A 22,143-nucleotide genomic window follows, 5' to 3' on the forward strand; every position below is an offset into this window, starting at 1 on the left:
GCCGGGCCGGCGGGGCGGAAACCGCAGGTAGGCGGGGGCGTCCGCGGGCGAACGATCCGCGCCGGCCCGGCGCCACGGCCGTCGACGAGATCCTCGACGCCGCGGCCGAGCTGTTCACCCAGCGCGGGTACGCGGCCACCTCCACGCGGCAGATCGCCGAGGCCGTGGGCATCCGGCAGGCCTCGCTGTACCACTACTTCCCCACGAAGGGCGAGATCCTGACCGCGCTGCTGGAGGCGACGGTGCAGGCGCCGCTCGCGCTCGCACGCTCCGTGGTCTCCGCCGACGGTTCGCCTCTCGACCGGCTTTTGACGTTGGCTCGGTCCGACGCCGGGCAGTTGCTGGCGGCACGGTACAACCTTGGGGCTCTGTATCACCTGCCCGAGCTGGCGGCCGACGAGTTCGCCGAGTTCCGCGCCGACCGGGCGGAGCTGGCCTCGCACTACCGGTCTCTGGCCGCTGCTGTTCTGGGCGACGACGGTGACCCGCGCACGCTCCTACCGTTCCGGCTCGTGGAGTCCGTGATCGGTCTGCGGTCCGACGGTGCCGTCGGCGCAGGTGCGGGCGGTGGTTCCGGGGCGGGGTTCGACGACGATGACGTGGTGGACGCGATCTGTCGAGCGATTCAGCGGGTGCTGGCGTAGATCGTCGTCACGGCGCCTTCGAGATCGCCAGCGTCGCCCACTCGATCGCCTTGTTGCACTCGGCCACCAGGCCTGTGGACGGCTTCGCGCCCCACCCGTCGACCGTGTAGGCAGAATGAATGATGGCGTTCTCCGACATGAATGAGGCGAAGCATCCGTCGTCACCCTCCGTCGTCAGGATGACTGTGCGTCCGTCGATCAGACGATCAGACTGCCACGGACGACGACTCTGTTTCGCCTTGTAGACCTCCAACGAGACCTCATTGCCAAGTGTTTGACTGAAGTAGGCAGACCCATCAGGGGACTGCCACCTACATCCTCGGTAGTTCGGGGAGACTGAGATCATGACGTCTTTGAGCGTCCGCGGATCCGCTCCAAGAGCACGCATCTCATTGTCTGAGTACGCGGTGCACGGTTCGAAGGTTGTTCCGTCGTTGCGTTCATTAGTTCGGCCTTCATACTGCGGCACGAACGGCAGAGGTCGCGCGCTCGCAGAAGCTCGCTTCACGGCTCGCTCGTCCGACACTCCCTCCCCTGGCACCGATACCGCGCAACTGACGACGAGCACAGCACACGCCAGCACCGAAACACCATGCTTCACCCGAGCCGGACCTTCCCTATCCCCGCGGCGTTCTCAAGCTCGGTGTCGCCAAGATCCTTAGCGATCTGCCGTAGTGCTGCAGCGATTACTTTCGCCTCGTCAGCCTCTCGATTGAGATTCTGAACGACTGAGTTCTCGTGATTGTGCACTGCAACGCCGATGTTGAAAGTCGCGGCGCGCCCCTCAATCGTGTCGCCGAGATAGTTGGTGCGGCCAACCTCCGTGAGGGACTGAACAATCTCCTTCAGCCTTGCGGCGTGCCGATCATGCGCTTTGGCGAGCTCCTCGATCGGGTCACCGTCGAGCACCATGTTCGGACGATCGGCGATGCGCTGCTGCGCCTCGTCTCGGATCTTGTCCGCTTCGGGACTACCCATGATTCCTCCGATCGTCACCGGCAGGCGAGCACGCGCCCTCATCTATTGGACGCACCAGCTCGGCGATCGGTTCCCAACTCGTCCACCGAACCCAGAAGGGGCGCGGCCGATGCGGCCGCGCCCCTTCTCGAGCCGAACTCAGTCCGTCTTCACCTCGCTGCGGTCGCCCGACCATAGGGTGTGGAAGGTGCCCGGCTTGTCGACGCGCTTGTAGGTGTGCGCGCCGAAGAAGTCGCGCTGCCCCTGGACGAGCGCGGCGGGCAGGCGGTCGACGTTGAGCGAATCGAAGTAGCTCAGCGCCGTCGCGAAGCCCGGCACCGGGACGGCGGCCTGTGTAGCGGTGATGACGACGCGGCGCCACGCCTCCTCGCCGTCGCGGATGGCCTGCGCGAAGTACGGTGCCTCGAGCAGGGTGTTGAGGTTGGGGTTCTCGGCGTAGGCGTCGGCGAGGACGTTGAGGAACTGGGCGCGGATGATGCAGCCGCCGCGCCAGATCTTGGCGACGGCACCCTTGTCGATGTTCCAGCCGTACTTCTCCGCGCCGGCGATGATCGCGTCGAAGCCCTGGGCGTAGGCAACGATCTTGGAGGCGTAGAGGGCCTTCGCGACGTCGTCGACGAAGGAATCGTCGACCCGCGGGGCCGTGGGGCGCTCGATGCCGAGCGCACGGACCGCGTCGCGCTGCGCCCTCTTGGACGAGACGGCGCGGCCGAAGACGGCCTCGGCGACGCCGCCGACGGGCACGCCCAGGTCGAGGGCGGTCTGCACGGTCCAGACGCCGGTGCCCTTGCTGCCGGCCTGGTCGGTGACGATGTCGACGAAGGGCTTGCCCGTCTCCGCGTCGACGTGCTTGAGGATGTCGATGGTGATCTCGATGAGGTAGCTGTTGAGCGGCCCCTCGTTCCACGTGGCGAACAGGCCCGAGATCTGGGCGGGCGTGTAGCCGGCTACGTTGCGTAGCAGGTCGTAGGCCTCGCCGATGAGCTCCATGTCGGCGTACTCGATGCCGTTGTGGATCATCTTGACGAAGTGGCCGGCGCCGTCGGTGCCGACGTGGGTCACGCAGGCCTCCCCCTCCGCGACCGCGGCGATCGACGCGAGGATCGGGCCGAGGGTCTTGTAGGACTCGGCGGTGCCGCCGGGCATGATCGACGGACCCTTGAGCGCACCCTCCTCGCCGCCGGAGATGCCGGCGCCGACGAAGTGGATGCCCGTCGGCGCGATCTTCGCCTCACGGGCGATGGTGTCGTGGAAGTTGGCGTTGCCGCCGTCGACAATGATGTCGCCCGGCTCGAACCGCTCCTTGAGCTGCTCGATCACCGCATCCGTACCCGCGCCGGCCTGCACCATGATGATCGCGGTGCGCGGCTTCGCCAGGCTCGCGACGAACTCGTCGATGGTGTCGCTGGCAACGAAGTTCGCCTCGGGGTGGTTCTTGGCGACCTCGTGCGTCTTCTCCGGCGAGCGGTTGTAGATCGCGACGGTGTTGCCCTCACGGGACGCCAGGTTGCGGGCCAGGTTGGAGCCCATCACCGCCATCCCCACCACTCCGATGTTCGCCTTGGCGTCGTAGCTGCTCATCGCTTGTTCGTCCCTCTTCCTCATGGTGGTTCACACTCGGTCCCTACGTTACGTCCCCACGCCCGACGGTGACCGTTGAACCTGACGTACCCGACCTTGCCCAACATGTCGGTCCTGTCGGCTAAATTCAAAGATCCAACTGACAGGAGCCGAAGTGTTCGATGACGCAACAGATCTCCGTCTACGTCTCGAAGCGATGGAGTTTCTGCGCCGGGTGACGAACGACCAGGAGCATCCCGTCACGCGCGACATGCTTCTGCACGACTTCGAGTTCGACGGTGAGCCCTTCAAGCTCATCGACCCGACTCGTGGAATCAGGAAGCCGCGACAGCTGCAGCATGCCCTCACGATCATGACGAGTTACAAGACGAAGAGCGCATTCAACTACTCAGACGAGATCGGGGAAGACGGGTTTCTCCGCTACAGCTGGAAGGGCGTCAATCCGAACGATGCTGACAACGTCGGTCTCCGAAGCCTCATCGGCACCCACAAACCGCTGACGTGGTTCTTCGGTGTCGCACCTGGTGAATTGCAGGCGATCTTCCCCGTCTACGTCGTTGGCGAGGAGCCTACCGATCGCCGGTTCGTCGTCGCATTCGCCGACACTGCGGAGATGTATCGCCCCGACTCTCCTGTTGAAGCCGCTATCCGCAAGTACGTCACCCGCGAAGTCAAGTCCCGAGTCCACCAGCCAGTCTTCCGGTCCCGTGTCCTCCGCGCCTACGAGGACCACTGCGCGGTGTGCAACCTCAACCATCGTGAACTTCTAGACGCCTCCCACATCATCCCCGACAGTGAGGACGGCGAGCCAATCGTCTCCAACGGACTCAGCCTGTGCAAGATTCACCACCGAGCGTATGACGTCAGGATCCTGGGTATCACGCCCGATTACCAAGTACAGATTCGGAACGACATCCTCGATGAAATCGATGGTCCGATGCTCGAGCACGGCCTCAAGAACCTTCACAACCAGAACCTAATGTTTCTCCCAAAACGGCGTGACCAGCTGCCTTCACCGAGCCTGCTCAAGACGCAATATGAGAGATTCCTGAGCGCATGAGCGAGTGTAGCCACCAACTCGTTGTTGCCGCCGTCATTGTAGACAGCCTAAGCTCCCCCACCTCCATACTGGCGGCCCGACGCACCTACCCTCCAGCACTTGCTGGCCAGTGGGAATTTCCGGGCGGGAAGGCCCTCCAGACTGAGTCCGCACATGAAGCGCTGAAACGCGAATTACTCGAGGAGCTTGGAGTACAGATCATTCTAGGAGAGGAAGTATTCAACAATTCAGGCAGCTGGACAATTTCTCATAAGTATTCAATGAGACTATTTCTTGCCGCAATAGAATCTGGCGTACCAAAACCGTTGGTCGCCCACGATAGACTGGAGTGGGTACCGATAGGCGAGCTGGACAGGATACAATGGCTGCCCGCCGATCAGCAGGCAATCACTGCCGTAAGGTTGCTAACCAAAGACAAGCGAGGCCGCTGCTCGTAGTCACCCACCAATTGTAGTAACAGCATCCCTACCGGGGTGCCGAACCGTACTAACTGCCGGTCGCTCGTAGCTGAAATCGATCTGTGCATACGCCCCCCGATACGTAGCAGGCAACTCATTGTCTCCAATAACCATCTGAACGCGATCTTCTGCGACATCAGCCGCCGTAACAAGCAATTTGTATAGCGCTGCCGACAGGTCATCGTCATTGTTGAGAGACGTCCTCGGGCTATCAAGTAGCATGAAGGCGGGATACCACGTATCGCGCCGCCGAAGTGACACATTCAACAATGTCACCCAGTACGATACTTGAACCGCCGTACGCACCCCGCCGACCGGACTAAACTTGTCAAAGGACTGTCCATTAATCACAGGGAGGTAGGTTGAACCCGATATGGATGCATCCTCAACGCCCGGGATGCCAACTTCCGCTACCACACGATCAAATTCCAGACTAAGTTCAGATAATAATTCATCTCGTCGCTCACCCAGGATCGTCTCTTCCTCGTCAATCTTACGAGTGAGATCGTCAATCTCCCCCCTCAGTGACAAAGCCGACTCAAACAAGTCATCGGCACGATCCCACTGAATAAGCGTCTTTTCAAGCTCATTCCTCAGCACATCAGATTCCGCCACGACTTTCGTAGCGTCTGCAAACTGCTGAATAGCATCCCCCATTTGAATACTACCCTTTCCGCGCAACTTTTCTGACAGGCTACTTCTCAACGCCAATCGCGCATCGAGCGCTTCTGACACGTCGTTAAGCGCCACATCTATCGCGCCTATCTGCGCGCCAAGTTCTCCAATCTGACCAACCAAGTGTTCCATATCGCGTTCCATCCTCACATCCGCGATATCGGCATTCTCTGCCATAGGATCCACCTGCAGGCAGAGCGGACATACATCACGCGAGTGGCCCCTTTCCGATATTCCTTGAAGACATCGTGGGCACGTGACAAACTCGATACCAGATAGGCTCTCTGTTGCACTAGTCGTCCGCTTGACCTTCTCAATATCACCCTCAATGCGGTTTCGCTCGCGGTCAAAATCTGAACGTTGTTGTCGCAAGATGGCTAGTTGTGTCTCCGCCTCTAACACGCGCGTTTCGGAGTCTGACAACAACTCCCTCAATGTGCGTTCCTCGCGATCAGCCGAAGCGTCTATGGAAGCCCTTATGGTCTCGATCTCTCGAGTTGCCGCATCCCGTGTAGACACAATCCTCTCGAGAGTTGCTTCAACTTCCTGCCTCGTTCTTGTTTTCGTGTCAGACAAGAACCGGAGAGCCAACTGATGCTCACGATCAGCAACCTCCCACTCCCCCCTGACCCTTGCAAGCTTCGATCGCTTTTCCAGGATCTCACGGTTCGTTAGATCAAATAGTAGTTCGAAGACCGCTTTGCGCTTGGGCTGATAGTAGTTGTCCGAGCTCGCCGCAATTTGCTCATTGATGTCGCCTTGGGAAATATACATGTAGCGAAACACGTCGTTAAACGTGATCTTCGCCCCCTGGTTAGTCGACGTCGACACCTTGGGTGCCGCTTTTACATCGTCGGGTAGTCCCATTGAAGTTAGCAGCAATGAACTAATCGAGTCAGCTCCAGAACCGTCGGCAGAAAGGTCTCCAATCGATGCTTGAGTATTCAAATCGAAAACGAAGACTTTTCGCGATATCTTACCCGCCGACACCGTGCGCACCAGACGAAGATTCTCGACGCCAACAGCAATGTCGAGGCTGATGGAAGTCACATTAGACCGGACTACATCTGCGAGCAGTCCTCTCCCACCCAGCCCGTACTTGATTAGCTCAAAGAGTGTGCTCTTTCCAACGCCAACACCGCCGGCAAAAACAGTCAACGGGGAAGGTAAATTGTACTCGATTTCGCCTTGTAACGAATCGATCAGAATCCGATCAATGCGGAATCTTGTTGTCACGAGATCTCCTCACGATAGGGACGATCCATCATCTCCGGTAGTCGTGCATACACTAGATCCTTGAGTTGTGTACCCGACATACCTGCCGCGGCCTCCGCTATCGCGCTGCATCGTTCTCCGACCGCCCGCCATTCGTGCTTTGATACGAGCTCGACCAACACCTTGTTCCCCAGTTGGGTTGGTGCAAAAGAGATTTGGTTACGCGTGCCCCGTTGCGCACTCATCAACCCTCTGCCAACTAGTGAGCCCACAATCGAGTAGTAGCGAGCATCCCAGGGTCCGAATTTGTAGCGAATCATCGGGTCAGTGACTAGTCCGTCAGCTTCTCGATCCAAGTGAAGTCTATCGTCGCTCGCATCGATCAGATCGAGCACACGAGTAGCGACATGTGGATATCGGATAAGAAAGTCAAGCTTCGCCAACTTCGTCAATCCGTCCAACCTGCCATTCGCGCTCTCTTCTGAATGTGCAACTGCAGCCACTATTAGGAGGACTCGCACTTCGTGATAAGGCAATTCGTTTCGGGCTGCCGCGAGTCGAGAAAGGTTCTGCTCGTCACGCGAAAGGAAGTTCATGACTTCTCCGAGATTTCAAGCGCTGAGGCAATTGCTTGGTCAACATCGAATCTCGGACTGAACCAAACCTCGCACCGTGCGCTCAACTCGCAAATGCCTCCAAGCGCTAGATCCCCATCAAGTCCTTCAAATTCGCCGTTTCGCGACGAATCCAGGCGGTTGGATAGGCCTCTCCATAGCTTGTCTCCCCACATTCCTGATGGTGTTGCGGACGTGCTTGTTTCCTCGTCAGCAACCCTCGATAAGTATCGCTCAATCTCTCGATCCTCAATCGAGCTACCTGGGACCATTTCTCGTCGATCTCGCCGATAGTTGTTGTAATCAATTCTAAGCCGTTCGGCGCGATAAATACTGTTGTCAGAACAACCGCCATGGGCCATCTTCACCGAAAGCTTGGTCACAAAGGGCGGTGGGGTCAATAGCGAGTACGCCTGCGGGTTCTGCAATGCCATCAGAATGGCAAGTTTGATATCAGATAGCGTGACTGTGCGAATCTCGATAGTCTCGTGCGAATCCATACCAAACCTGCACCGCTTAACATGGCCGGCCAGGCCTCCGCCAACTCCTTTCGACAACACATTTGAGCGCATTCTTGCCCTAAACAACTCGCGCACAGCTTGCCATACCGACTCGGCAGATGCAGGCGGGTGCCCCATATGTTCCATGAGGGGCGCGACGTAGAGACTTGGTGCGGCGTGATCAATCAATTCACGCCCCGGTCTTGGTTCGTCTATTGTCAGGACCGTAAGAAATTCCCTGGCAGTGTCTAATAGATCTCTCGGGATCCTTAACGCGCTTGCACGCGCCCCCTCAGGGGCGTGCCATTCTTTCGGCACTCCCTTCCGATACATCATCAAAGCCCGGCAGAACTTGTTCAAGCATTGCTTGACGGTCATTCCGCCTCTTATTTGGCGGCTGTCGGTAGCATCGCCAGCACGCAGGCTCCTTGTCCAATCTCGGAAGCCGGTTGCTTCTCCAGTGCCTAACGCAGCGGATGTGACCAATCGAGCTGTCCCCGACTTGTTAAGCTCCAGCCATCGAACAAAGAGATGTCCTATACCACCGGCAGATACTAGTATCGTAATACTGCTCCATGGTCCGGTGGCCGGCTCCCGGTGCTTAGCAGACACAAGCTCGAATTCGGATCCAATACACACCACCCAGTCCTCGTGATACTCGCATATGATCCGCAATTCTGCCCCCGCCGGACTGCCCGCATCACAAGCCTCCATGTACGCCAACATTCCGTCCGCCGCCGCAGCCGCCGCCTGCCAGTCGTAACGATCAGCGGTTTCGGCACCGGAATCGTCAGGGGGGTCGATTTCGAATAGAACATCCGCAACGCTCATACGTACTCCCGCCACTCCGTATGCGATGCCACACTGCGCAACGTATCAGGGCGCTGCCTGTCATGCTGGACAATCGCCGACGCTGTACTACCAACGTCAGAAGACGAACGTGATTGGGATGCCAAATTCCTCATAGGCTTCTCATGCGCCTGCACCGACGTGGGGTGCGAGAAGCATCCAAGTTTGGCTAACTGAACCGGGCTCAAAGTTGAGTCTTCGAGAGACCTCACACCGGCAAGGCGCCGAGCTCCTGCCCACGGATCCGCTGGGAGATGACTTGGGTGATGCCGTCGCCTCGCATCGAGACGCCGTACAGCGCGTCGGCGACTTCCATCGTCGGCTTCTGGTGCGTGATCACGATGAGCTGGCTCTTGTCGCGCAGCTGCTCGAACAGGGAGATCAAGCGGCGCAGGTTGGTGTCGTCCAGCGCAGCCTCGACCTCGTCCATGACGTAGAAGGGTGAGGGGCGAGCGCGGAAGATGGCGACCAGCATCGCGACGGCGGTCAGGGACTTCTCGCCACCGGAGAGCAGCGACAGGCGCTTGACCTTCTTGCCCGGAGGCCGGGCCTCCACGTCGATGCCGGTGGTCAGCATGTCGGACGGATCGGTGAGGATCAGCTTGCCCTCGCCACCCGGGAACAGGGTCTTGAACACCTCGACGAACTCGCGCTCCACATCCACCCATGCCTCGGTGAACACCTGCAGGATCTTGGCGTCCACCTCCTCGACCACGCTCAGCAGGTCCTCGCGGGCCGACTTCACGTCCTCGAGCTGCGTGGAGAGGAAGTTGTAGCGCTCCTCCAGCGCCGCGAACTCCTCCAGCGCCAGCGGGTTCACCCGCCCCAGCGTCGCGAGGTCCTTCTCCGCGAGCTTCAAACGCCGTTCCTGCACCGCCCGGTCGAACGGGAGCCCCTGGGGCTTCACCACCGTCTCGCCGCGCTCGCGCGCCGCCTCGTACTCCTCCAACTCGAGCGCAGAGGGCGGCAGCGGAACGTCCGGCCCATACTCCGCCACCAGATCGTCCGGCGACATCGAGAACGACTCCAGCACCTGCTCCTCGAGCTGCTCGATCCGCAGCGCCGCCTGCGCCCGCGCCACCTCGTCGCGGTGCACGGCATCGGTCAGCTGGGCCAACCGCGCCGTCAGCGCCGTCGCCTCCTGCCGCGCGACGTCCAGAGCGCCGGCGCGCTGGGCACGTGATGCCTCCAGCGCATCACGATGCGCAGCAGCACGCGTCACCGCGCGCCCCAGGCGCGAGGTCACCAGCGCGGCACCCTCCGCCACCGACGAAGCCACCGCAGCGGCGGCCAGCCGCGCCGCAGCCGCCGCCTCCGCCCGCTCCCGCGCCGCACGCTCGGCAGCAGCGGCCCGTCGAAGCCCTTCGGCCTTGCCCCGCACGCCGGCCGCGCGCTCCTCAGCCGTCCGCCGTGCGAGCCGGGCCTCCATCTCCACCGACCGCGCCGCCGACAGGGCCGCAGCGGCCGCGTCCCGCTCGTCCGTCCCCACCGCGACCGTCTCGTCCGGCAGCGATTCGGCGAGGCGGAGGCGCTCCTCGTGCTCCACCAGCGCGGCGCGGGTCTCGTCGCGCGACGACTCGATCCGCGCACGCTGCGCCACCAGGCGCTCCGCCTCGTCGCGCGCACTCCGCGCCGCCTGCCCCAACCGGGCCAACTGCTCGTAGATCGCGCCCAACTGCGCATCCGACTCGTGCAGCGCCGCCAGCGCCGACTCCGTCACCTCGCGCCGCGCCGCCAAGTCCTCGTTAGCCCCGGCCAGAGCGGCCGACAGCGACTCCACCGACCGCCGGGTCTCCCCCAGCGTCGCCTCGGCGGCGTCGATCGACTTCTGCACCTCCAGCGTCGACTGCCGCGCCGCGGAGCCGCCGGTCAGCACCCCGTGCGAGATGACGTCACCGTCGGACGTGACGGCCCGTAATTCGGGCCGCGCGGCGACCACCGCCAGGCCCTCGTCGACAGACGAAACGAGCACGTACCCGGCCAGCGCCGCGGAAACCGCCCCCTCCAACGACGACGGAGCCGTCACGCACGACACGGCCCAGACCGCACCGTCGGGCAGGGGGCCCGTGGGCACCGTGCCGGGCGCGACGCCCTCGACGACGACGGCCGCCCGGCCCCCGTCGGCCTCGCGCAGCCGAGCAACCGCCGTCACGGCCGCATCGACCGAGCCCGCCGCGACAGCCTCCGCCACCGGTCCCAGTGCGACGGCGACGGCCTTCTCGTAACCCGCGCGGATGGAGAGCCGCGACGACACGGCGGCCGTCACACCGTCGACGTGCTCGGCGATCCAGGCGGCACCGTCGCCCCGGTCCAGGTTCATCGACAACGCCTCGATGCGCGCGACGAGCGAGGCGACCTTCTGCTCGGCCTCCCGCTCCGACGCCCGTAGCTCCTCCACCCGCGCGCTGGCGGCGTTATAAGCCGCGACGCTGCGTTCGTGGTGCTCGTCGAGCGAGGCCTCGGAGGCGTCGAGCTCGGCGATCTGGCCCTGGACCTGCTCGAACTCGGCCTCGGCGGCCTCGGCCCGCTCCACCGCCTCGGCGATGGCGGCGGTGAGCCGACCGGACTCCGCCTCCACGGACTCGGCGCGAGTCCGCAGGGTCTCGACCTGGCCTGCCAGGCGCGCGAGCCCTTCCCGACGGTCCGCGATCGCCGCGACCGCGGCCATGTGCGCCTTCTCCGCGTCGCGGGCGGACTCCTCGCGCGACGCGAGCTCCTCGGTCGCCTCCTCGAGGATCATGGCGGCCTCCTCGAGGGCCTCCATGAGCTCCGCCTCCTCCTGGGCGACGCGCTCGGCCTCGGCCTCCAGCTCGTCGGGGTCGCGGCCGGGAGCGTGCTGGACGGGCTCAGACAGCAGCCGGGCGCGCTCGGAGGCGATGCGCTCCGTCGACGAGACCCGCTCGGCGAGCGCAGACAGCGAGAACCAGCCCTCGCCCGCGGCCTTCACCGCCGGGTCCAAGGCAGCCACGGCCTCCGAGTGCTCCGCGACCAGCGCATTCGCCTCGTCCAACTGCTCCGCGACGAGATTCTGCTCCTCACGCACCGCCGCCTCGTTACCGCTCTGGTCGGCGAGCTCGGCGCGCCGCCGCACCAGGTCGTCGGCGGCCAACCTGAGCCGGGCGTCGCGGAGGTCGGCCTGGATCGTCTGCGCCCGACGGGCCACCTCGGCCTGCCGCCCCAGCGGCTTGAGCTGGCGGCGCAGCTCCGTCGTGAGGTCGGTGAGGCGGGCGAGGTTGGCCTGCATGGAGTCGAGCTTGCGGACCGCCTTCTCCTTGCGGCGACGGTGCTTGAGCACGCCGGCCGCCTCCTCGATGAAGGCGCGACGCTCCTCGGGCTTGGACTCGAGGATCGCCGCGAGCTGGCCCTGGCCGACGATGACGTGCATCTCGCGGCCGATGCCGCTGTCCGAGAGCAGCTCCTGCACGTCCATGAGGCGGCACTTCGTGCCGTTGATCTCATACTCGCCCGCGCCGTCGCGGAACATGCGCCGCGTGATGGAGACCTCGGAGTAGTCGATGGGCAGCGCACCGTCGGAGTTGTCGATGGTGAGCGTGACCTCGGCGCGGCCCAGCGGCGCGCGGCCGGAGGTGCCGGCGAAGATGACGTCCTCCATCTTGCCGCCGCGCAGGCCCTTCGCGCCCTGCTCGCCCATCACCCAGCGCAGCGCGTCGAGGATGTTCGACTTACCCGAGCCGTTGGGCCCGACGACGCAGGTGATGCCCGGTTCGAGGCGCAGAGTCGTCGCCGAAGCGAAGGACTTGAAGCCCTTCAACGTCAGCGACTTGAGATACACGATTGTCGAGAATACCCTCCGCGCCCGGCCGGGCCCGATGGGCGCGCGCGGTCAGTTCTCCCAGATCGACCCGAGGCGATGGGCCGTGGCCTGCGTGAACCGTGCGGAGCCCGATTCTGCGAACAGGATCGCCGAGCGCACGCCCTCGCCGAGGAAGACCAGCGAGCTGACGCACTCCGCGCCGTCACCCACGAAGACCTCCACCGATCCGCGATCCACGACGATGCGCAGCCGCAGGACGTCGCCGTCGAAGGGCGCCGCGCGGTAGCCGCGCTCCCCGTACCCCGCGCGCCGGCGGTCGATCAGCACGCGCTGCGCGAGATCGTCGTAGGCGACGAGGATCTCGTTGCCGGTCTCGGTGCGGAGCACGAGGCCGACGCGTTCCGCGTCGCCGTCGGGCAGGGAGATCGTGACTTCGATGTCGGCCGAGTCGAGGTCGGGCAGGAGGGTCAGCTCCTCGTCGCGCCCGATCGTCACCTCCCCCAGGTCGACGGTGGCGGTGCGCAAGCCGGCGAACTCGGCCACCGGCATGGCGCGGACCCTCAGGTCGTCGGCCAGGGTGAGCTCGCGCGGCACGGTGAGCTGGCCACACCAGGAGTCGCGCTGCGAGACGATCGGGTGGTCGAAGCCGCCCATCCAGCCGAAGGCGATGCGACGGCCGTCGGGCGAGGTGAAGCTCTGCGGCGCGTAGTAGTTGCCGCCCCAGTCGGCGGGCCGGAAGTCGGTGAGCTGCACGAAGTCCTGGCCCGGCGCCCAGTCCCCCACCACGTAGCCCGCCTTGTGCCCGTTGCGCAGGCCGTAACCCTGCGGCTTGGGGCCCATGGGGCAGTAGACGATGACCCACTTGTCGCCGAGCGGGAACATGTCCGGGCACTCGAGCATGAAGGCGTTCGGGTCCGGATCGCGGAAGACGACGCGATCGAACTCCCAGGCGGCTCCGTCGGCGGAGGTGTAGAGCCAGACCTCGCCCCGCTCGTCGGCCGAGCACACGCCGAACACCATGTACCAGGTGTCCCCCATCCGCCAGACCTTCGGATCACGGAAGTGCGGCAGCTCCGGCGGGCCCGTGACGACGACGCCCTCCTTGACGAAGGTCGTCCCGTCCGAGGATCGCGCCATGCACTGGACCTGGAGGTTGCCCTCGTCCTCGTTCACGCCGTTGCGCCAGCGGTGGCCGGTGTAATAGACCACCAGCTCATCACCGGACTCTGAGACGATCGCGGAACCGGAGAAGACGCCGTCGCGGTCCTCGTCGAGGCTCGGGGCCAGGGCGATCGGCTCGTGCCGCCAGGTCACCAGGTCCTCGCTCGAGACGTGGCCCCAGTGCATCGGGCCCCACTGCGCGCTGTACGGGTGGTGCTGGAAGTACACGTGGTAGCGGCCGCCGAAGTGGCACAGGCCGTTCGGGTCATTGATCCAGCCGGCGTTCGCGGCGATGTGCGTGCGCGGGTACCAGCGGTCACCGCGGCCGGCGGCGAGCGCGGCCACGGCGGCCTCGGCACGCGCGAGCTCCGCCTCCATGGTCGAACCGGTCACATTCCCGCCCCTCATGCGCCGGCCTTCGCGGTGTCGAGCGGCTCCTGGCCGTCCCGGTAGAACGGATCGCCGTCCACCTCCTCGTCGTCCCTCTTGAGGATGAGGTAGCCGATCGTGCTCGCCACCGCGACGGTGGCCGCGATGATGTAGAAGGTGGGCTGATAGCCCAGCTGGTCGCGCAGCGCGCCCAGCGGCGGCGACAGGATGACGACGCCCACCTGCGAGGCGATCTGGAAGCCCACCATGTACAGCGTGGCCGACAGCTTCGCGTTGAAGTGCAGCGTGAAGTAGCGGAAGACGCCGAGGATGCACAACGGCACCTCCAGGGCGTGGAAGAGCTTGACGATGGACACCGTGACCGGGTCGCTGAACACCGCGGTACCCAGGATGCGCAGCGTCATCACGGTGAAGCCGAGCAGCAGGATGTTCCGCACGCCCACCTTGCGCATGAGGATCGGGACGACACCCATCATCGCGGCTTCCAGGAACACCTGGACGGAGTTGAGCACGCCGTAGACCTGCTCGCCCTGCTTCACGGAGTCGAAGAGGTGCGTGTAGAAGTCGGGGAACATCTGCTGGTCGTAGACGGTGTAGAAGGTCCAGGTGAAGAGGACGACCAGGATCACCTTCCACAAGCGGCCCATCTTCAGCAGCGCGACCATCTCACCCAACGACGGGGTGCTCGGCTCGACGTGCGCAGCCGCCGCATCGGCCTTCTCGTCCTTCCAGAAGATCTGCACCAGCAGGCACAGCACACCGAACGCCGAGCCCACCATGAAGTTCAGGTGGGGATCGATCGCGAACAGGAAGCCGGCCACCAGGGCCACGATCGCGTAGCCGAAAGAGCCCCACATGCGGGCCTGGCCGTATTCGAATCCGAAACGGCGGCTGGTGCGTTCGCTGACGGCCTCGAGCAGGCCCGCCGCGGCGAGGAAGCCGAAGGAGAGGTAGATCGCGCCCACGATCACACCCGCCGTGAAGGCGCTCTTCAGCAGCGGCTCGTAGACGAAGATGAAGAACGGCCCGATCGCGGCCATCGCGATCGACGCGAGGATCACCAGGTGCCGCTTGAGACCGAGCTTGTCCTGCACCGTGCCGTACAGGAACATCACGATCAGCGCGGCGATCGAGTTGGTCGAGTAGACGGTGCCCTGCTCGGCACCACTGAGCCCGAGCCCGCCCTCCTCCGGGCTCTTCAGCAGCCACGGCGAGAAGAACGACCACCAGATGCCCCAGGAGGCGAAGAACAGCAGGAACGTGACAGAGGAATGCAGGTAGGCCCTGTTCTTCAAGGCCTGGGTGAACGATGCCATGGGGGTCCAAACTCTCGCCGTGATCCAGACGACCATCACCGTCCGGGTGTGACGAAGACTACAACGAGGAACACCCAGTTCACAAGGGCTTAATCGTTTTAGCTTATCGTTTTAGCGACAGCAGAAATTGTTGCTAGGACGAGCAATGGAAGTCGCCGGCTCAGACCGACGCGACCGAACCCCGCACGACGAGCTCCATCGGCACTTCGTGGACGACCGGGTCGAGGTCGCCCGACACCAGCAGGTCGACCGCGCGCGCCCCCATCTCCCGGTGCGGCAGCGCCACCGAGGTGAGGCCCGGCCGCATCCATCCGGCGAGCTGGGAGTCGTCGAAGGAGACGACCGAAACACCCTCCGGCACAACGAGCCCCGCCTCCTCGATGGCCTGATACGCCCCGAACGCGGTGCGATCGTTCGCGCAGATCAGCGCCGAGGGCCGCGTCGAGCGCAACAGCTCGGACACCACCCGGTATCCCTGTTCGGGCACCCACTCGCACTCGACGACGCCGGCCAGCTCGACTCCCCCGGCCGCGAGCTCCTCCTCGATCCCTTGCAGCCGTTGATGTCCGGCGTAGATGCCGTCCGGGTGCAGGTCCGACAGTTGACGGCCACCGATGTGGTGGATCCCGTCACGATGCCCCGCCGCGAGGAGCGCCGCGGCAGCGGTCCGCCCGGCGGCGCGCTCCGCGGGGACCACCGCGGGCCCGGTGAGTTCGGTCGGCAGGCAGTTGAGGAAGACGTGCGGGACGGAGGAGAGACGTGCGGGCGGGACGACCTCGCGGGTGTACATGGCGCCGTACATCAGCCCGTCCACGCGCCGGTCCAGCATCGCCTCCACGAGGTCCGCGCCGTCCGAGGAGTAGTCCTCGGTCTCCGCGAGGATCACCATCCGCGACGTCGCCCCGGCCTCCTCTATCGCGCCGCGCACCATGTACCCGGCGTAGGGCTCGGATCCGATCGTGTCGGAGACGAGTCCGAGCGTCATCGTCGACCGCGCTCGGAGGCTGCGGGCCGCGAGATCGGGCCGGTATCCGAGCCGTTCGCTAGCGGCACGAACCCGGTCGGCGGTCGTCTCGGTGATCCGCATGCCCTCGCGCCCGGAGAGCACGAACGACACCGTCGTCACCGAGACACCCGCCTCCCGGGCGACGTCGGCGAGGGTGACGCGGTGCTGCCTCACGACGCTGCCGTCAGAGGACGGCCATCGCCACGATCAGGCCGAGCGCGACGTGCGACGCGGCGATGACGCGGGCCTGCGGCAGGAAGACCTCGGAGTACATGAGCTCGTCCATGTCGACGCCCGTGACCAGGTCGAGGACGCGCACGGAGACGATCTGCGCGATGATGCCGACCACGCCGTAGACCAGCGAGTAGATGACGCCGTCCAGCAGGTTGCCGCCGCCGGTGTAGTTGGCGTAGATCGCGACGACGATGATGAACGCCATCGAGAGCATGCCCGCGCCGGTGATGTAGGTGGCGTTGGGCTTGCCGGCCTTCACCAGGTCGCGCAGCTTGCCGGGGGTGGAGAGGTCGACGGCGTAGAAGCCGACCACCATGAGCAGCAGGCCGACGAGGGCGTACAAGCAGATCGCGCCGATGCCCTTGCCCAGGGTGCCCAGGTCTGCGGCGGCGAGGAGGGTCGTGTTCATGATGCGGTCGTGCCTTTCGGAGTGATGCGGTGCGGGATGAAGGCGGCACCGTCGTCGGTGATGAGTCCGGAGGTCTCGCGGATGCCGATACCGGCGGACTCGTCGCCGACGACCCAGGCGCCGATCACGGGGCGGTAGCCGTCGAACTCGGGCAGCGGGTCGAACATCTGGTACACGTAGCCCTCGGCGCCGTAGACGCCGCCGGTGGCCGTCTCGCGGCCCGCGTCCACGATCGTGAGGTTCGCGCCCTCGCGGCCGAGCTTGGGCTTCTTCACGTACTCGGTGAGGAAGCCGGGGCTGTCGATGAAGGCGGGCAACAGGTTCGGGTGGTCGGGGTACATCTCCCACAGCACCGCGAGGATCGCCTTGTTGGAGAGGATCGCCTTCCACAGCGGCTCGATCCACGTGGTGGCGGGGATCGATTCGACGACCCGCTTGCCGAAGTCGTCCTCGAGGATCCACTCCCACGGGTAGAGCTTGAACACCGAATTGATCGGGGCGTCTTCGAGATCCACGAAGGTCTTGAGGTCGTGGTCCCAGCCGATGTCCTCGATGGGCAGGCCGACGGTGTCGAAGCCGGCCTCGGCGGCCGTCTCCTGCAGGTACCCGGTGGTCACGTGGTCCTCGCCCGTCGCGTCGGCGCCGGACCAGGTGAAGTGCAGCTCCGACGCCGGGATCACGTTGCGGATCTCGCCCCAGCGCGCGACGAGCGCCTCGTGCAGCGAGTTCCACTGGTCGTAGCCGCCCTCGTCCCAGGAGCGCTTGTCCGGCGCGGTGTCCTGGAACCAGTACCACTGCACCACAGCGGCTTCCAGCAGCGAGGTGGGCGTATCGGCGTTGTACTCCAGCAGCTTCGCGGGCCGCCGGCCGTCGTAGCGCAGGTCGAACCGGCCGTAGACGTGCGGGTCCTGCCGCTTCCACGACTCCTCGATCGGGCCCCACGCCCATTCGGGGATGCCGAAGTCGGCGTACCGCTCGGTGAGGATCACGTTCTCGACGGCCTTGAGGCACATGGAGTGCAGCACCTCGACCTGCGCCTCGAGGGCGAGAACCTCGTCCATGTCGAACTCGTAGAACACGGACTCGTCCCAGTAGTTCCGGCTGTCGCCGGCACCGTCGCGCGCGGGGGTGCCGAACACCAGGCCCTGCGATTCGACGGTCCGCTGCCAGCCCGCGCGGGGCGTTCCCCGCATGCGCCGCACTAGGAGCCGCTCGATCCGGAGCCGCCCTTGGAGCTCCCGCCCTTGCTGGAGGTGCCTAGGCCGCCGCGATCGATGTTCTTTCCGCTGGACCCGCTGTTGCTGCCGGCGTTGGTGTTCCCGCTGCCCGAGCCGCTCCCCGATCCCGTCCGCGAACCGGCGGCCGGCGCCGCGGGCTTGCTCGCCGCGTTCGTCTGGCCGTTGGTGCCGAACGATGTGGTCTTCGCCGGGTCCACCGCCGCGCCCGTCGAGGTGCGGAAGGCGGTGTTGGCGGGCCGGTCGTAGCTGCCGCCGGTGATGCGGCCGTTGTTGTAGGAGCCGCCGTAGTTGTACCGGTAGCTCATGCCGTTGAGGAAGATGAAGCCGGTCACCGGGTTGTACGTGCCCCGCGAGCAATAGTCGTCGGAGACCACCTGATCGCCGTCGACGGTGCAGTACGCCGTCTGCGTGTTCACGTTCTGGGTGTTGTCGTTGTCCGGGATCGCGACGTAGAGAAGCGCGATCGCGCCCACCACGCCGACGCCGACCCCGGCGCCGATCATCTGCTTGCGCCGACGGCTCTTCTTCGCGGCCGCGGCGGCGGCCTCCGCCGCCTCGCGCTGCTCGTCCTCGGCGCGCTGCCGCTGGGCCCGTTGCCGGGCACGGGCCTCGCCCACCGTCTCCGGGCGGGCCTGCGTGTTCTCGTCCTGCTGCCGCATCCGACCGGGCCGCCGCGGCGCCTCTCCCGTGTCCGGAAGATGCAGCTCCGGCGGCATCCCGGGGACGGGCATGTAGTTCGACTCCGGCCCGGGGATGTCGCCCACCGGGCGGTTCTCAGGGATGGGCGGCTGCATGCCTCACCTCTCCTCGAACGACGGGAGCCCGCCTCGCGCGGGCCCGAACAGTTCCACGACCAGATCGACCCTGCCCGGAGTATCCCCCGACCACAGGCGTTGCAGCAGAGTGTCGCATGCGGAGCGGTCTCCCTCGACCACGACCCGCACACGTCTGTCCGGCTGATTCGCAGCGTAACCGAGCAGGCCCAGTTCCAGGGCCTGAGTCTTCGTCCAGTACCGGAACCCGACGCCCTGGACGTGACCGTGCACCCACGCCGTCATCCGGGCCTGATCATCGGGCACGCGCTACCCCGAAGTGATGTCTAGATTGACCGTCGTGCCGGCCTTGAGCGTGCGGCCGACGGTGCACACCTGGTCGACGGCGCGGCGGGCGACGGTGATCAGCCGCTCCTGGGCCGCCTCGTCGAGCTCGGACAGGTCGAGCTCGAGGATCTCGTTGAGCTCGGGGTAGACCTCGTTCTGCCGGTCCGCGTCGCCGGAGACCCGGACGGTGGCGTCGTAGTCCTCCCCCAGGCGGCGGGCCAGCACGTGGTCGGTCGACATGCCGCTGCATGCGGCGAGGGCGATCTTGAGCAGCTCACCGGGGGTGAACACGCCCTCGACGTCCGCCGAGCCGACCAGCACCTCGGCGCCGCGCGAGCTGCGCCCGGTGTAGCGGCGCACGCCGGTGCGCTCGACCCAGAGTTCGGTGGACGGTGCCTGCGCGTTCGTGTCGTCGGCCATATGCCCCAATCTACGGCAGCACCGTCCACGACCAGCGCTCGGAGGGCCGGGCTCGGCCGTCCCTATCGGCGGGAGACCGGTAGCGTTGTGAACATGCGTGCGCGGTGGTGGTCGTTCCTCGGAACAGTCCTCGCGTACGCGGCCGCCGCCGCGTGGGCGGCGGTCTCCGGACCGGACCCGTTCCCCACGCATTTCGGCCTGTCCGGGCAGCCGGACTCGTGGACCCCGCGCGCCGAGGCCGTGTCCCTGCACGCGGGCATCGCGGCGGGCGTCGCCGTCCTGATCGCGGTGCTCGCACTGATCGCGCCGCGGATCCCGACCTCGATCATCAACACGCCGCGGCGCGACTATTGGCTGTCCCCCGAGCACCGGCCCGCGTTCGACGACATCGTCTCCGGGTTCCTGCTCTGGGCGGGCGGCCTCTTCCTCGTCCTCCAGGGCGCGACGTTCGTGGTGACGGTCATCGACCCCACGGAGACCGCCGCGAAGTCGACGCTGGTCATCCTCTTCCTCGTCGCGCTCGTGGGCTCGATCGGTTACCTGATCTGGCTGCTCACCCACCCGCCGAAGCGGTCGACGACGACGTCGCGGGGCGTCCGCCCGGGTCGCACCGGAGATCGTTCGTCGAGGTAACGTCATCCGCATGCGACCTCGATGGTGGATCTTCCTCGCCGCGGTCCTGCTCTGCGGCGCCTCGCTCGCCTGGGCCGCGACGTCGGGTCCCGATCCCTTCCCCACGCACTGGGGCGCCGGTGGGACAGCCGACTCCTGGAGTCCCCGTGGTTCGGCGGTCGGAATCTTGGCCGTCTCTGCGGCGGCCCTCGCGGCGCTGTTCGGCGTCCTCGCCGCCTGCACGTCCGCCCTCCCGGACGGCCTCATCAACCTTCCGCCCACGGCTCGCGCGTACTGGCTCGATCCCGCGCATCGCCCCGGCCTCGACGCCCTCCTGCAGCGATACCTGCTCACGGTCGGGACCGCGGTGCTGCTCCTTCTTGCCGTGTCGGTGACCGGTGCCATCGTCAGCCCCGAGGGGAATCCGATTCTCGGCGTCGGCATCTGGGCCGTCTTCGCGGTCATCGCCGTGGGCAGCGGTCACCTGTTGTGGCGGCTGGTCCGGCCGCCGGCGGATAACCTGGCCGCATGAGCGCCTCCACGGAAACCGGCCCCTTCTTCCACGGAACCACCGCAGACCTCCAGCCCGGCGACCTGCTCAGCGCGGGCTTCGTCTCGAACTACCGCCCCGATGTGGTCATGAACCACATCTACTTCACCGCCCTGCGCGACGGTGCCGGGCTCGCCGCGGAGCTCGCCTCCGAGCTCAAGTCCGACGGTGCCGCCCCGCGCGTCTACGAGGTGGAGCCCACCGGCGCCTTCGAGGACGACCCCAACGTCACCGACAAGAAGTTCCCCGGCAATCCCACCCGCTCGTACCGCAGCACCGAGCCGCTGCGCGTCGTCGCCGAGGTGACCGACTGGACCCGGCTCACCCCCGAGGCGCTGCAGATGTGGCGCGACACGATCGTCTCCAAGGCACCCGCCGACCGCGGCGAGATCATCAATTGATCACCTCCGGGTCCCGCGAGAACCGGCCCTCAGCCCGGTTGGCCTGAGGTATGGATTTCGCGCTGAACGGTCTCCTCGAATCGGTATCGGCCACCGATGCGGCCCTCACCCGCGAGTTCTACGCGGCAAGGCCTCGTGGCTCGGCGATCGCCGGCTACGACGAGCTGATCGCGGTCCGGCACGAACGAAGCCTGCGGTTCGCCGGTTCCGTTCGCGCCGAAGCCGAGTCTGCGGATCTCGCCGGGCACGCCGTACCGATCCGAATCATCGAGCCGCAGCAGCGTCCGGCCGTCGGCGTTCTACTGCATTGCCCCGGCGGCGGGTTCTACATGAGCTCGGCGGTCGCCGACGACGAGCGGAACGCTCGTCGTGCGGATGCCACAGGGCTCGCGGTGGTCACGGTCGACTACCGTCTCGCGCCGGAGCACCCGTGGCCGGCAGCCCCGGACGACTGCTGCGCAGCCGCCGAGTGGCTCATCGAACGCGCGTCAGAGCGCTTCGGAACGGACAGGCTCTTCATCAGCGGCTTCTCGGCGGGAGCGACGCTGGCGGCATGCGTCCTGCTGCGGTTGCGGGCAGGAGGACGCGGCGACGCTTTCCGCGGAGCGGTGCTGGAGGCCGGGACCTACGACCTGACCAGACTCAATCCGTCAGGGGCCGCTGTCGTCGACGACTACTTCGTCGAGGCGTACGTCGGCGAGGTGGAGGACCGCACCGATCCCGATGTGTCACCCGCGTACGGCGACCTCCAGGGGTTGCCGCCGACGTTGCTGACCGTCGGCAGCGACGACGTCGTTCTCCCCGACAGTCTGCTCATGGCGGCGAGGCTGGCGGCCGCAGGGAACGACGTGGATCTTCGGATCTATCCGGATGTGCCGCACGGCTTCTCGAACCATCCCACGCCAGTGGGTCGCAGTGCCACCGCTGCCGTCGACGCATGGCTGCGTGCTTGAGCCA

Annotated in this window: 21 protein-coding genes; 7 read left to right on the forward strand and 14 right to left on the reverse strand. The window is 65.5% G+C overall.

The window, feature by feature from the left end; translation table 11 throughout:
• On the forward strand, positions 1-644 hold a 644-nt coding region (locus ACM9LD_RS14590; protein WP_415677347.1), incomplete at its 5' end, for a TetR/AcrR family transcriptional regulator.
• Between the two features lie 7 nt (positions 645-651).
• On the opposite strand, the gene ACM9LD_RS14595 is transcribed toward ACM9LD_RS14590, so the two are convergent.
• The 3 genes from ACM9LD_RS14595 to gndA all read right to left on the reverse strand — a co-directional run bounded on the left by ACM9LD_RS14595 (position 652) and on the right by gndA (position 3,203).
• Entirely contained in the window at positions 652-1,245 is a 594-nt protein-coding gene (locus tag ACM9LD_RS14595; protein WP_415677348.1) for a DUF3558 domain-containing protein, read from the reverse strand.
• A complete protein-coding gene (locus tag ACM9LD_RS14600) occupies positions 1,242-1,622 on the reverse strand; it encodes a WXG100 family type VII secretion target (RefSeq protein ID WP_415677349.1) in 381 nt (126 codons plus the stop codon). Before ACM9LD_RS14600 ends, ACM9LD_RS14595 begins: the two co-directional genes overlap by 4 nt.
• A gap of 138 nt (positions 1,623-1,760) precedes the next feature.
• Positions 1,761-3,203 carry an NADP-dependent phosphogluconate dehydrogenase gene (gene gndA, locus ACM9LD_RS14605; protein ID WP_415677350.1) on the reverse strand — a complete coding sequence of 481 codons (1,443 nt, stop codon included), beginning with the start codon at positions 3,201-3,203 and terminating at the stop codon, positions 1,761-1,763.
• A gap of 154 nt (positions 3,204-3,357) precedes the next feature.
• Here gndA and ACM9LD_RS14610 point away from each other — a divergent pair, with 154 nt between their 5' ends.
• Positions 3,358-4,263 (forward strand): HNH endonuclease, encoded by a 906-nt coding sequence (locus ACM9LD_RS14610; protein WP_415677351.1) that lies wholly within the window; start codon positions 3,358-3,360, stop codon positions 4,261-4,263.
• The gene (locus ACM9LD_RS14615) at positions 4,260-4,700 is read left to right on the forward strand and encodes a (deoxy)nucleoside triphosphate pyrophosphohydrolase (protein WP_415677352.1); all 441 of its coding nucleotides are present in this window, start codon (positions 4,260-4,262) and stop codon (positions 4,698-4,700) included. The genes ACM9LD_RS14610 and ACM9LD_RS14615 overlap by 4 nt, the downstream gene beginning before the upstream one ends.
• On the opposite strand, the gene ACM9LD_RS14620 is transcribed toward ACM9LD_RS14615, so the two are convergent.
• The 11 genes from ACM9LD_RS14620 to ACM9LD_RS14670 form a co-directional block, all read right to left on the reverse strand.
• Complete coding sequence (locus tag ACM9LD_RS14620) at positions 4,701-6,632, reverse strand: hypothetical protein (protein ID WP_415677353.1); 1,932 nt, start codon at positions 6,630-6,632, stop codon at positions 4,701-4,703. It lies immediately after the preceding gene.
• A gap of 571 nt (positions 6,633-7,203) precedes the next feature.
• Positions 7,204-8,103: a hypothetical protein gene (locus ACM9LD_RS14625; protein ID WP_415677354.1), complete on the reverse strand. Its 900-nt coding sequence runs from the start codon at positions 8,101-8,103 to the stop codon at positions 7,204-7,206.
• A 679-nt stretch (positions 8,104-8,782) separates the two neighbouring features.
• On the reverse strand, positions 8,783-12,367 hold the full coding sequence (gene smc / locus ACM9LD_RS14630; protein WP_415677355.1) for a chromosome segregation protein SMC: 3,585 nt from the start codon (positions 12,365-12,367) through the stop codon (positions 8,783-8,785).
• Positions 12,368-12,418: 51 nt separating this feature from the next.
• Positions 12,419-13,903, reverse strand: coding sequence for a glycoside hydrolase family 32 protein (locus ACM9LD_RS14635; RefSeq protein ID WP_415677356.1), 1,485 nt, complete (start codon positions 13,901-13,903; stop codon positions 12,419-12,421).
• A gap of 11 nt (positions 13,904-13,914) precedes the next feature.
• Positions 13,915-15,216: an MFS transporter gene (locus ACM9LD_RS14640; RefSeq protein WP_415677357.1), complete on the reverse strand. Its 1,302-nt coding sequence runs from the start codon at positions 15,214-15,216 to the stop codon at positions 13,915-13,917.
• A gap of 160 nt (positions 15,217-15,376) precedes the next feature.
• On the reverse strand, positions 15,377-16,396 hold the full coding sequence (locus ACM9LD_RS14645) for a LacI family DNA-binding transcriptional regulator (RefSeq protein ID WP_415677358.1): 1,020 nt from the start codon (positions 16,394-16,396) through the stop codon (positions 15,377-15,379).
• 10 nt (positions 16,397-16,406) lie between these two features.
• On the reverse strand, positions 16,407-16,865 hold the full coding sequence (locus ACM9LD_RS14650) for a DUF350 domain-containing protein (RefSeq protein WP_068524835.1): 459 nt from the start codon (positions 16,863-16,865) through the stop codon (positions 16,407-16,409).
• A complete protein-coding gene (locus ACM9LD_RS14655; RefSeq protein WP_415677359.1) occupies positions 16,862-18,067 on the reverse strand; it encodes a glutathionylspermidine synthase family protein in 1,206 nt (401 codons plus the stop codon). The genes ACM9LD_RS14650 and ACM9LD_RS14655 overlap by 4 nt, the downstream gene beginning before the upstream one ends.
• The gene (locus tag ACM9LD_RS14660) at positions 18,067-18,897 is read right to left on the reverse strand and encodes a hypothetical protein (RefSeq protein WP_415677360.1); all 831 of its coding nucleotides are present in this window, start codon (positions 18,895-18,897) and stop codon (positions 18,067-18,069) included. Before ACM9LD_RS14660 ends, ACM9LD_RS14655 begins: the two co-directional genes overlap by 1 nt.
• Before the next feature lie 3 nt (positions 18,898-18,900).
• Positions 18,901-19,182 carry an acylphosphatase gene (locus ACM9LD_RS14665; protein WP_336670646.1) on the reverse strand — a complete coding sequence of 94 codons (282 nt, stop codon included), beginning with the start codon at positions 19,180-19,182 and terminating at the stop codon, positions 18,901-18,903.
• A gap of 3 nt (positions 19,183-19,185) precedes the next feature.
• Complete coding sequence (locus tag ACM9LD_RS14670) at positions 19,186-19,623, reverse strand: OsmC family protein (protein WP_224646170.1); 438 nt, start codon at positions 19,621-19,623, stop codon at positions 19,186-19,188.
• A 93-nt stretch (positions 19,624-19,716) separates the two neighbouring features.
• Between ACM9LD_RS14670 and ACM9LD_RS14675 the strand changes: the two genes are divergently transcribed.
• Genes ACM9LD_RS14675 through ACM9LD_RS14690 form a run of 4 tightly spaced genes read left to right on the forward strand, consistent with a single transcriptional unit; the run spans position 19,717 to position 22,139 of the window.
• Positions 19,717-20,256 (forward strand): DUF1648 domain-containing protein, encoded by a 540-nt coding sequence (locus ACM9LD_RS14675; RefSeq protein ID WP_415677361.1) that lies wholly within the window; start codon positions 19,717-19,719, stop codon positions 20,254-20,256.
• Positions 20,257-20,266: 10 nt separating this feature from the next.
• Positions 20,267-20,767: a DUF1648 domain-containing protein gene (locus ACM9LD_RS14680; protein ID WP_415677362.1), complete on the forward strand. Its 501-nt coding sequence runs from the start codon at positions 20,267-20,269 to the stop codon at positions 20,765-20,767.
• The gene (arr, locus tag ACM9LD_RS14685) at positions 20,764-21,186 is read left to right on the forward strand and encodes an NAD(+)--rifampin ADP-ribosyltransferase (protein ID WP_102101563.1); all 423 of its coding nucleotides are present in this window, start codon (positions 20,764-20,766) and stop codon (positions 21,184-21,186) included. The genes ACM9LD_RS14680 and arr overlap by 4 nt, the downstream gene beginning before the upstream one ends.
• 50 nt (positions 21,187-21,236) lie before the next feature.
• Positions 21,237-22,139, forward strand: a complete 903-nt coding sequence (locus ACM9LD_RS14690) for an alpha/beta hydrolase (protein ID WP_415677363.1) — start codon at positions 21,237-21,239, stop codon at positions 22,137-22,139.
• The last annotated feature ends 4 nt before the right edge of the window (positions 22,140-22,143 follow it).

Origin of the sequence: Tsukamurella hominis (assembly GCF_965137015.1) — a bacterium.
Lineage (GTDB): Bacteria > Actinomycetota > Actinomycetes > Mycobacteriales > Mycobacteriaceae > Tsukamurella > Tsukamurella hominis.

What these genes read in the sequence shown, in the direction of transcription:
- ACM9LD_RS14600 (WP_415677349.1), bottom strand. Translation starts at nt 1,622, where the DNA reads ATGGGTAGTCCCGAAGCGGACAAGATCCGAGACGAGGCGCAGCAGCGC.
- ACM9LD_RS14680 (WP_415677362.1), top strand. Translation starts at nt 20,267, where the DNA reads ATGCGACCTCGATGGTGGATCTTCCTCGCCGCGGTCCTGCTCTGCGGC.
- ACM9LD_RS14660 (WP_415677360.1), bottom strand. Translation starts at nt 18,897, where the DNA reads ATGCAGCCGCCCATCCCTGAGAACCGCCCGGTGGGCGACATCCCCGGG.
- ACM9LD_RS14640 (WP_415677357.1), bottom strand. Translation starts at nt 15,216, where the DNA reads ATGGCATCGTTCACCCAGGCCTTGAAGAACAGGGCCTACCTGCATTCC.
- ACM9LD_RS14625 (WP_415677354.1), bottom strand. Translation starts at nt 8,103, where the DNA reads ATGACCGTCAAGCAATGCTTGAACAAGTTCTGCCGGGCTTTGATGATG.
- ACM9LD_RS14690 (WP_415677363.1), top strand. Translation starts at nt 21,237, where the DNA reads ATGGATTTCGCGCTGAACGGTCTCCTCGAATCGGTATCGGCCACCGAT.
- arr (WP_102101563.1), top strand. Translation starts at nt 20,764, where the DNA reads ATGAGCGCCTCCACGGAAACCGGCCCCTTCTTCCACGGAACCACCGCA.
- gndA (WP_415677350.1), bottom strand. Translation starts at nt 3,203, where the DNA reads ATGAGCAGCTACGACGCCAAGGCGAACATCGGAGTGGTGGGGATGGCG.
- ACM9LD_RS14675 (WP_415677361.1), top strand. Translation starts at nt 19,717, where the DNA reads ATGCGTGCGCGGTGGTGGTCGTTCCTCGGAACAGTCCTCGCGTACGCG.
- ACM9LD_RS14670 (WP_224646170.1), bottom strand. Translation starts at nt 19,623, where the DNA reads ATGGCCGACGACACGAACGCGCAGGCACCGTCCACCGAACTCTGGGTC.
- ACM9LD_RS14650 (WP_068524835.1), bottom strand. Translation starts at nt 16,865, where the DNA reads ATGAACACGACCCTCCTCGCCGCCGCAGACCTGGGCACCCTGGGCAAG.
- ACM9LD_RS14615 (WP_415677352.1), top strand. Translation starts at nt 4,260, where the DNA reads ATGAGCGAGTGTAGCCACCAACTCGTTGTTGCCGCCGTCATTGTAGAC.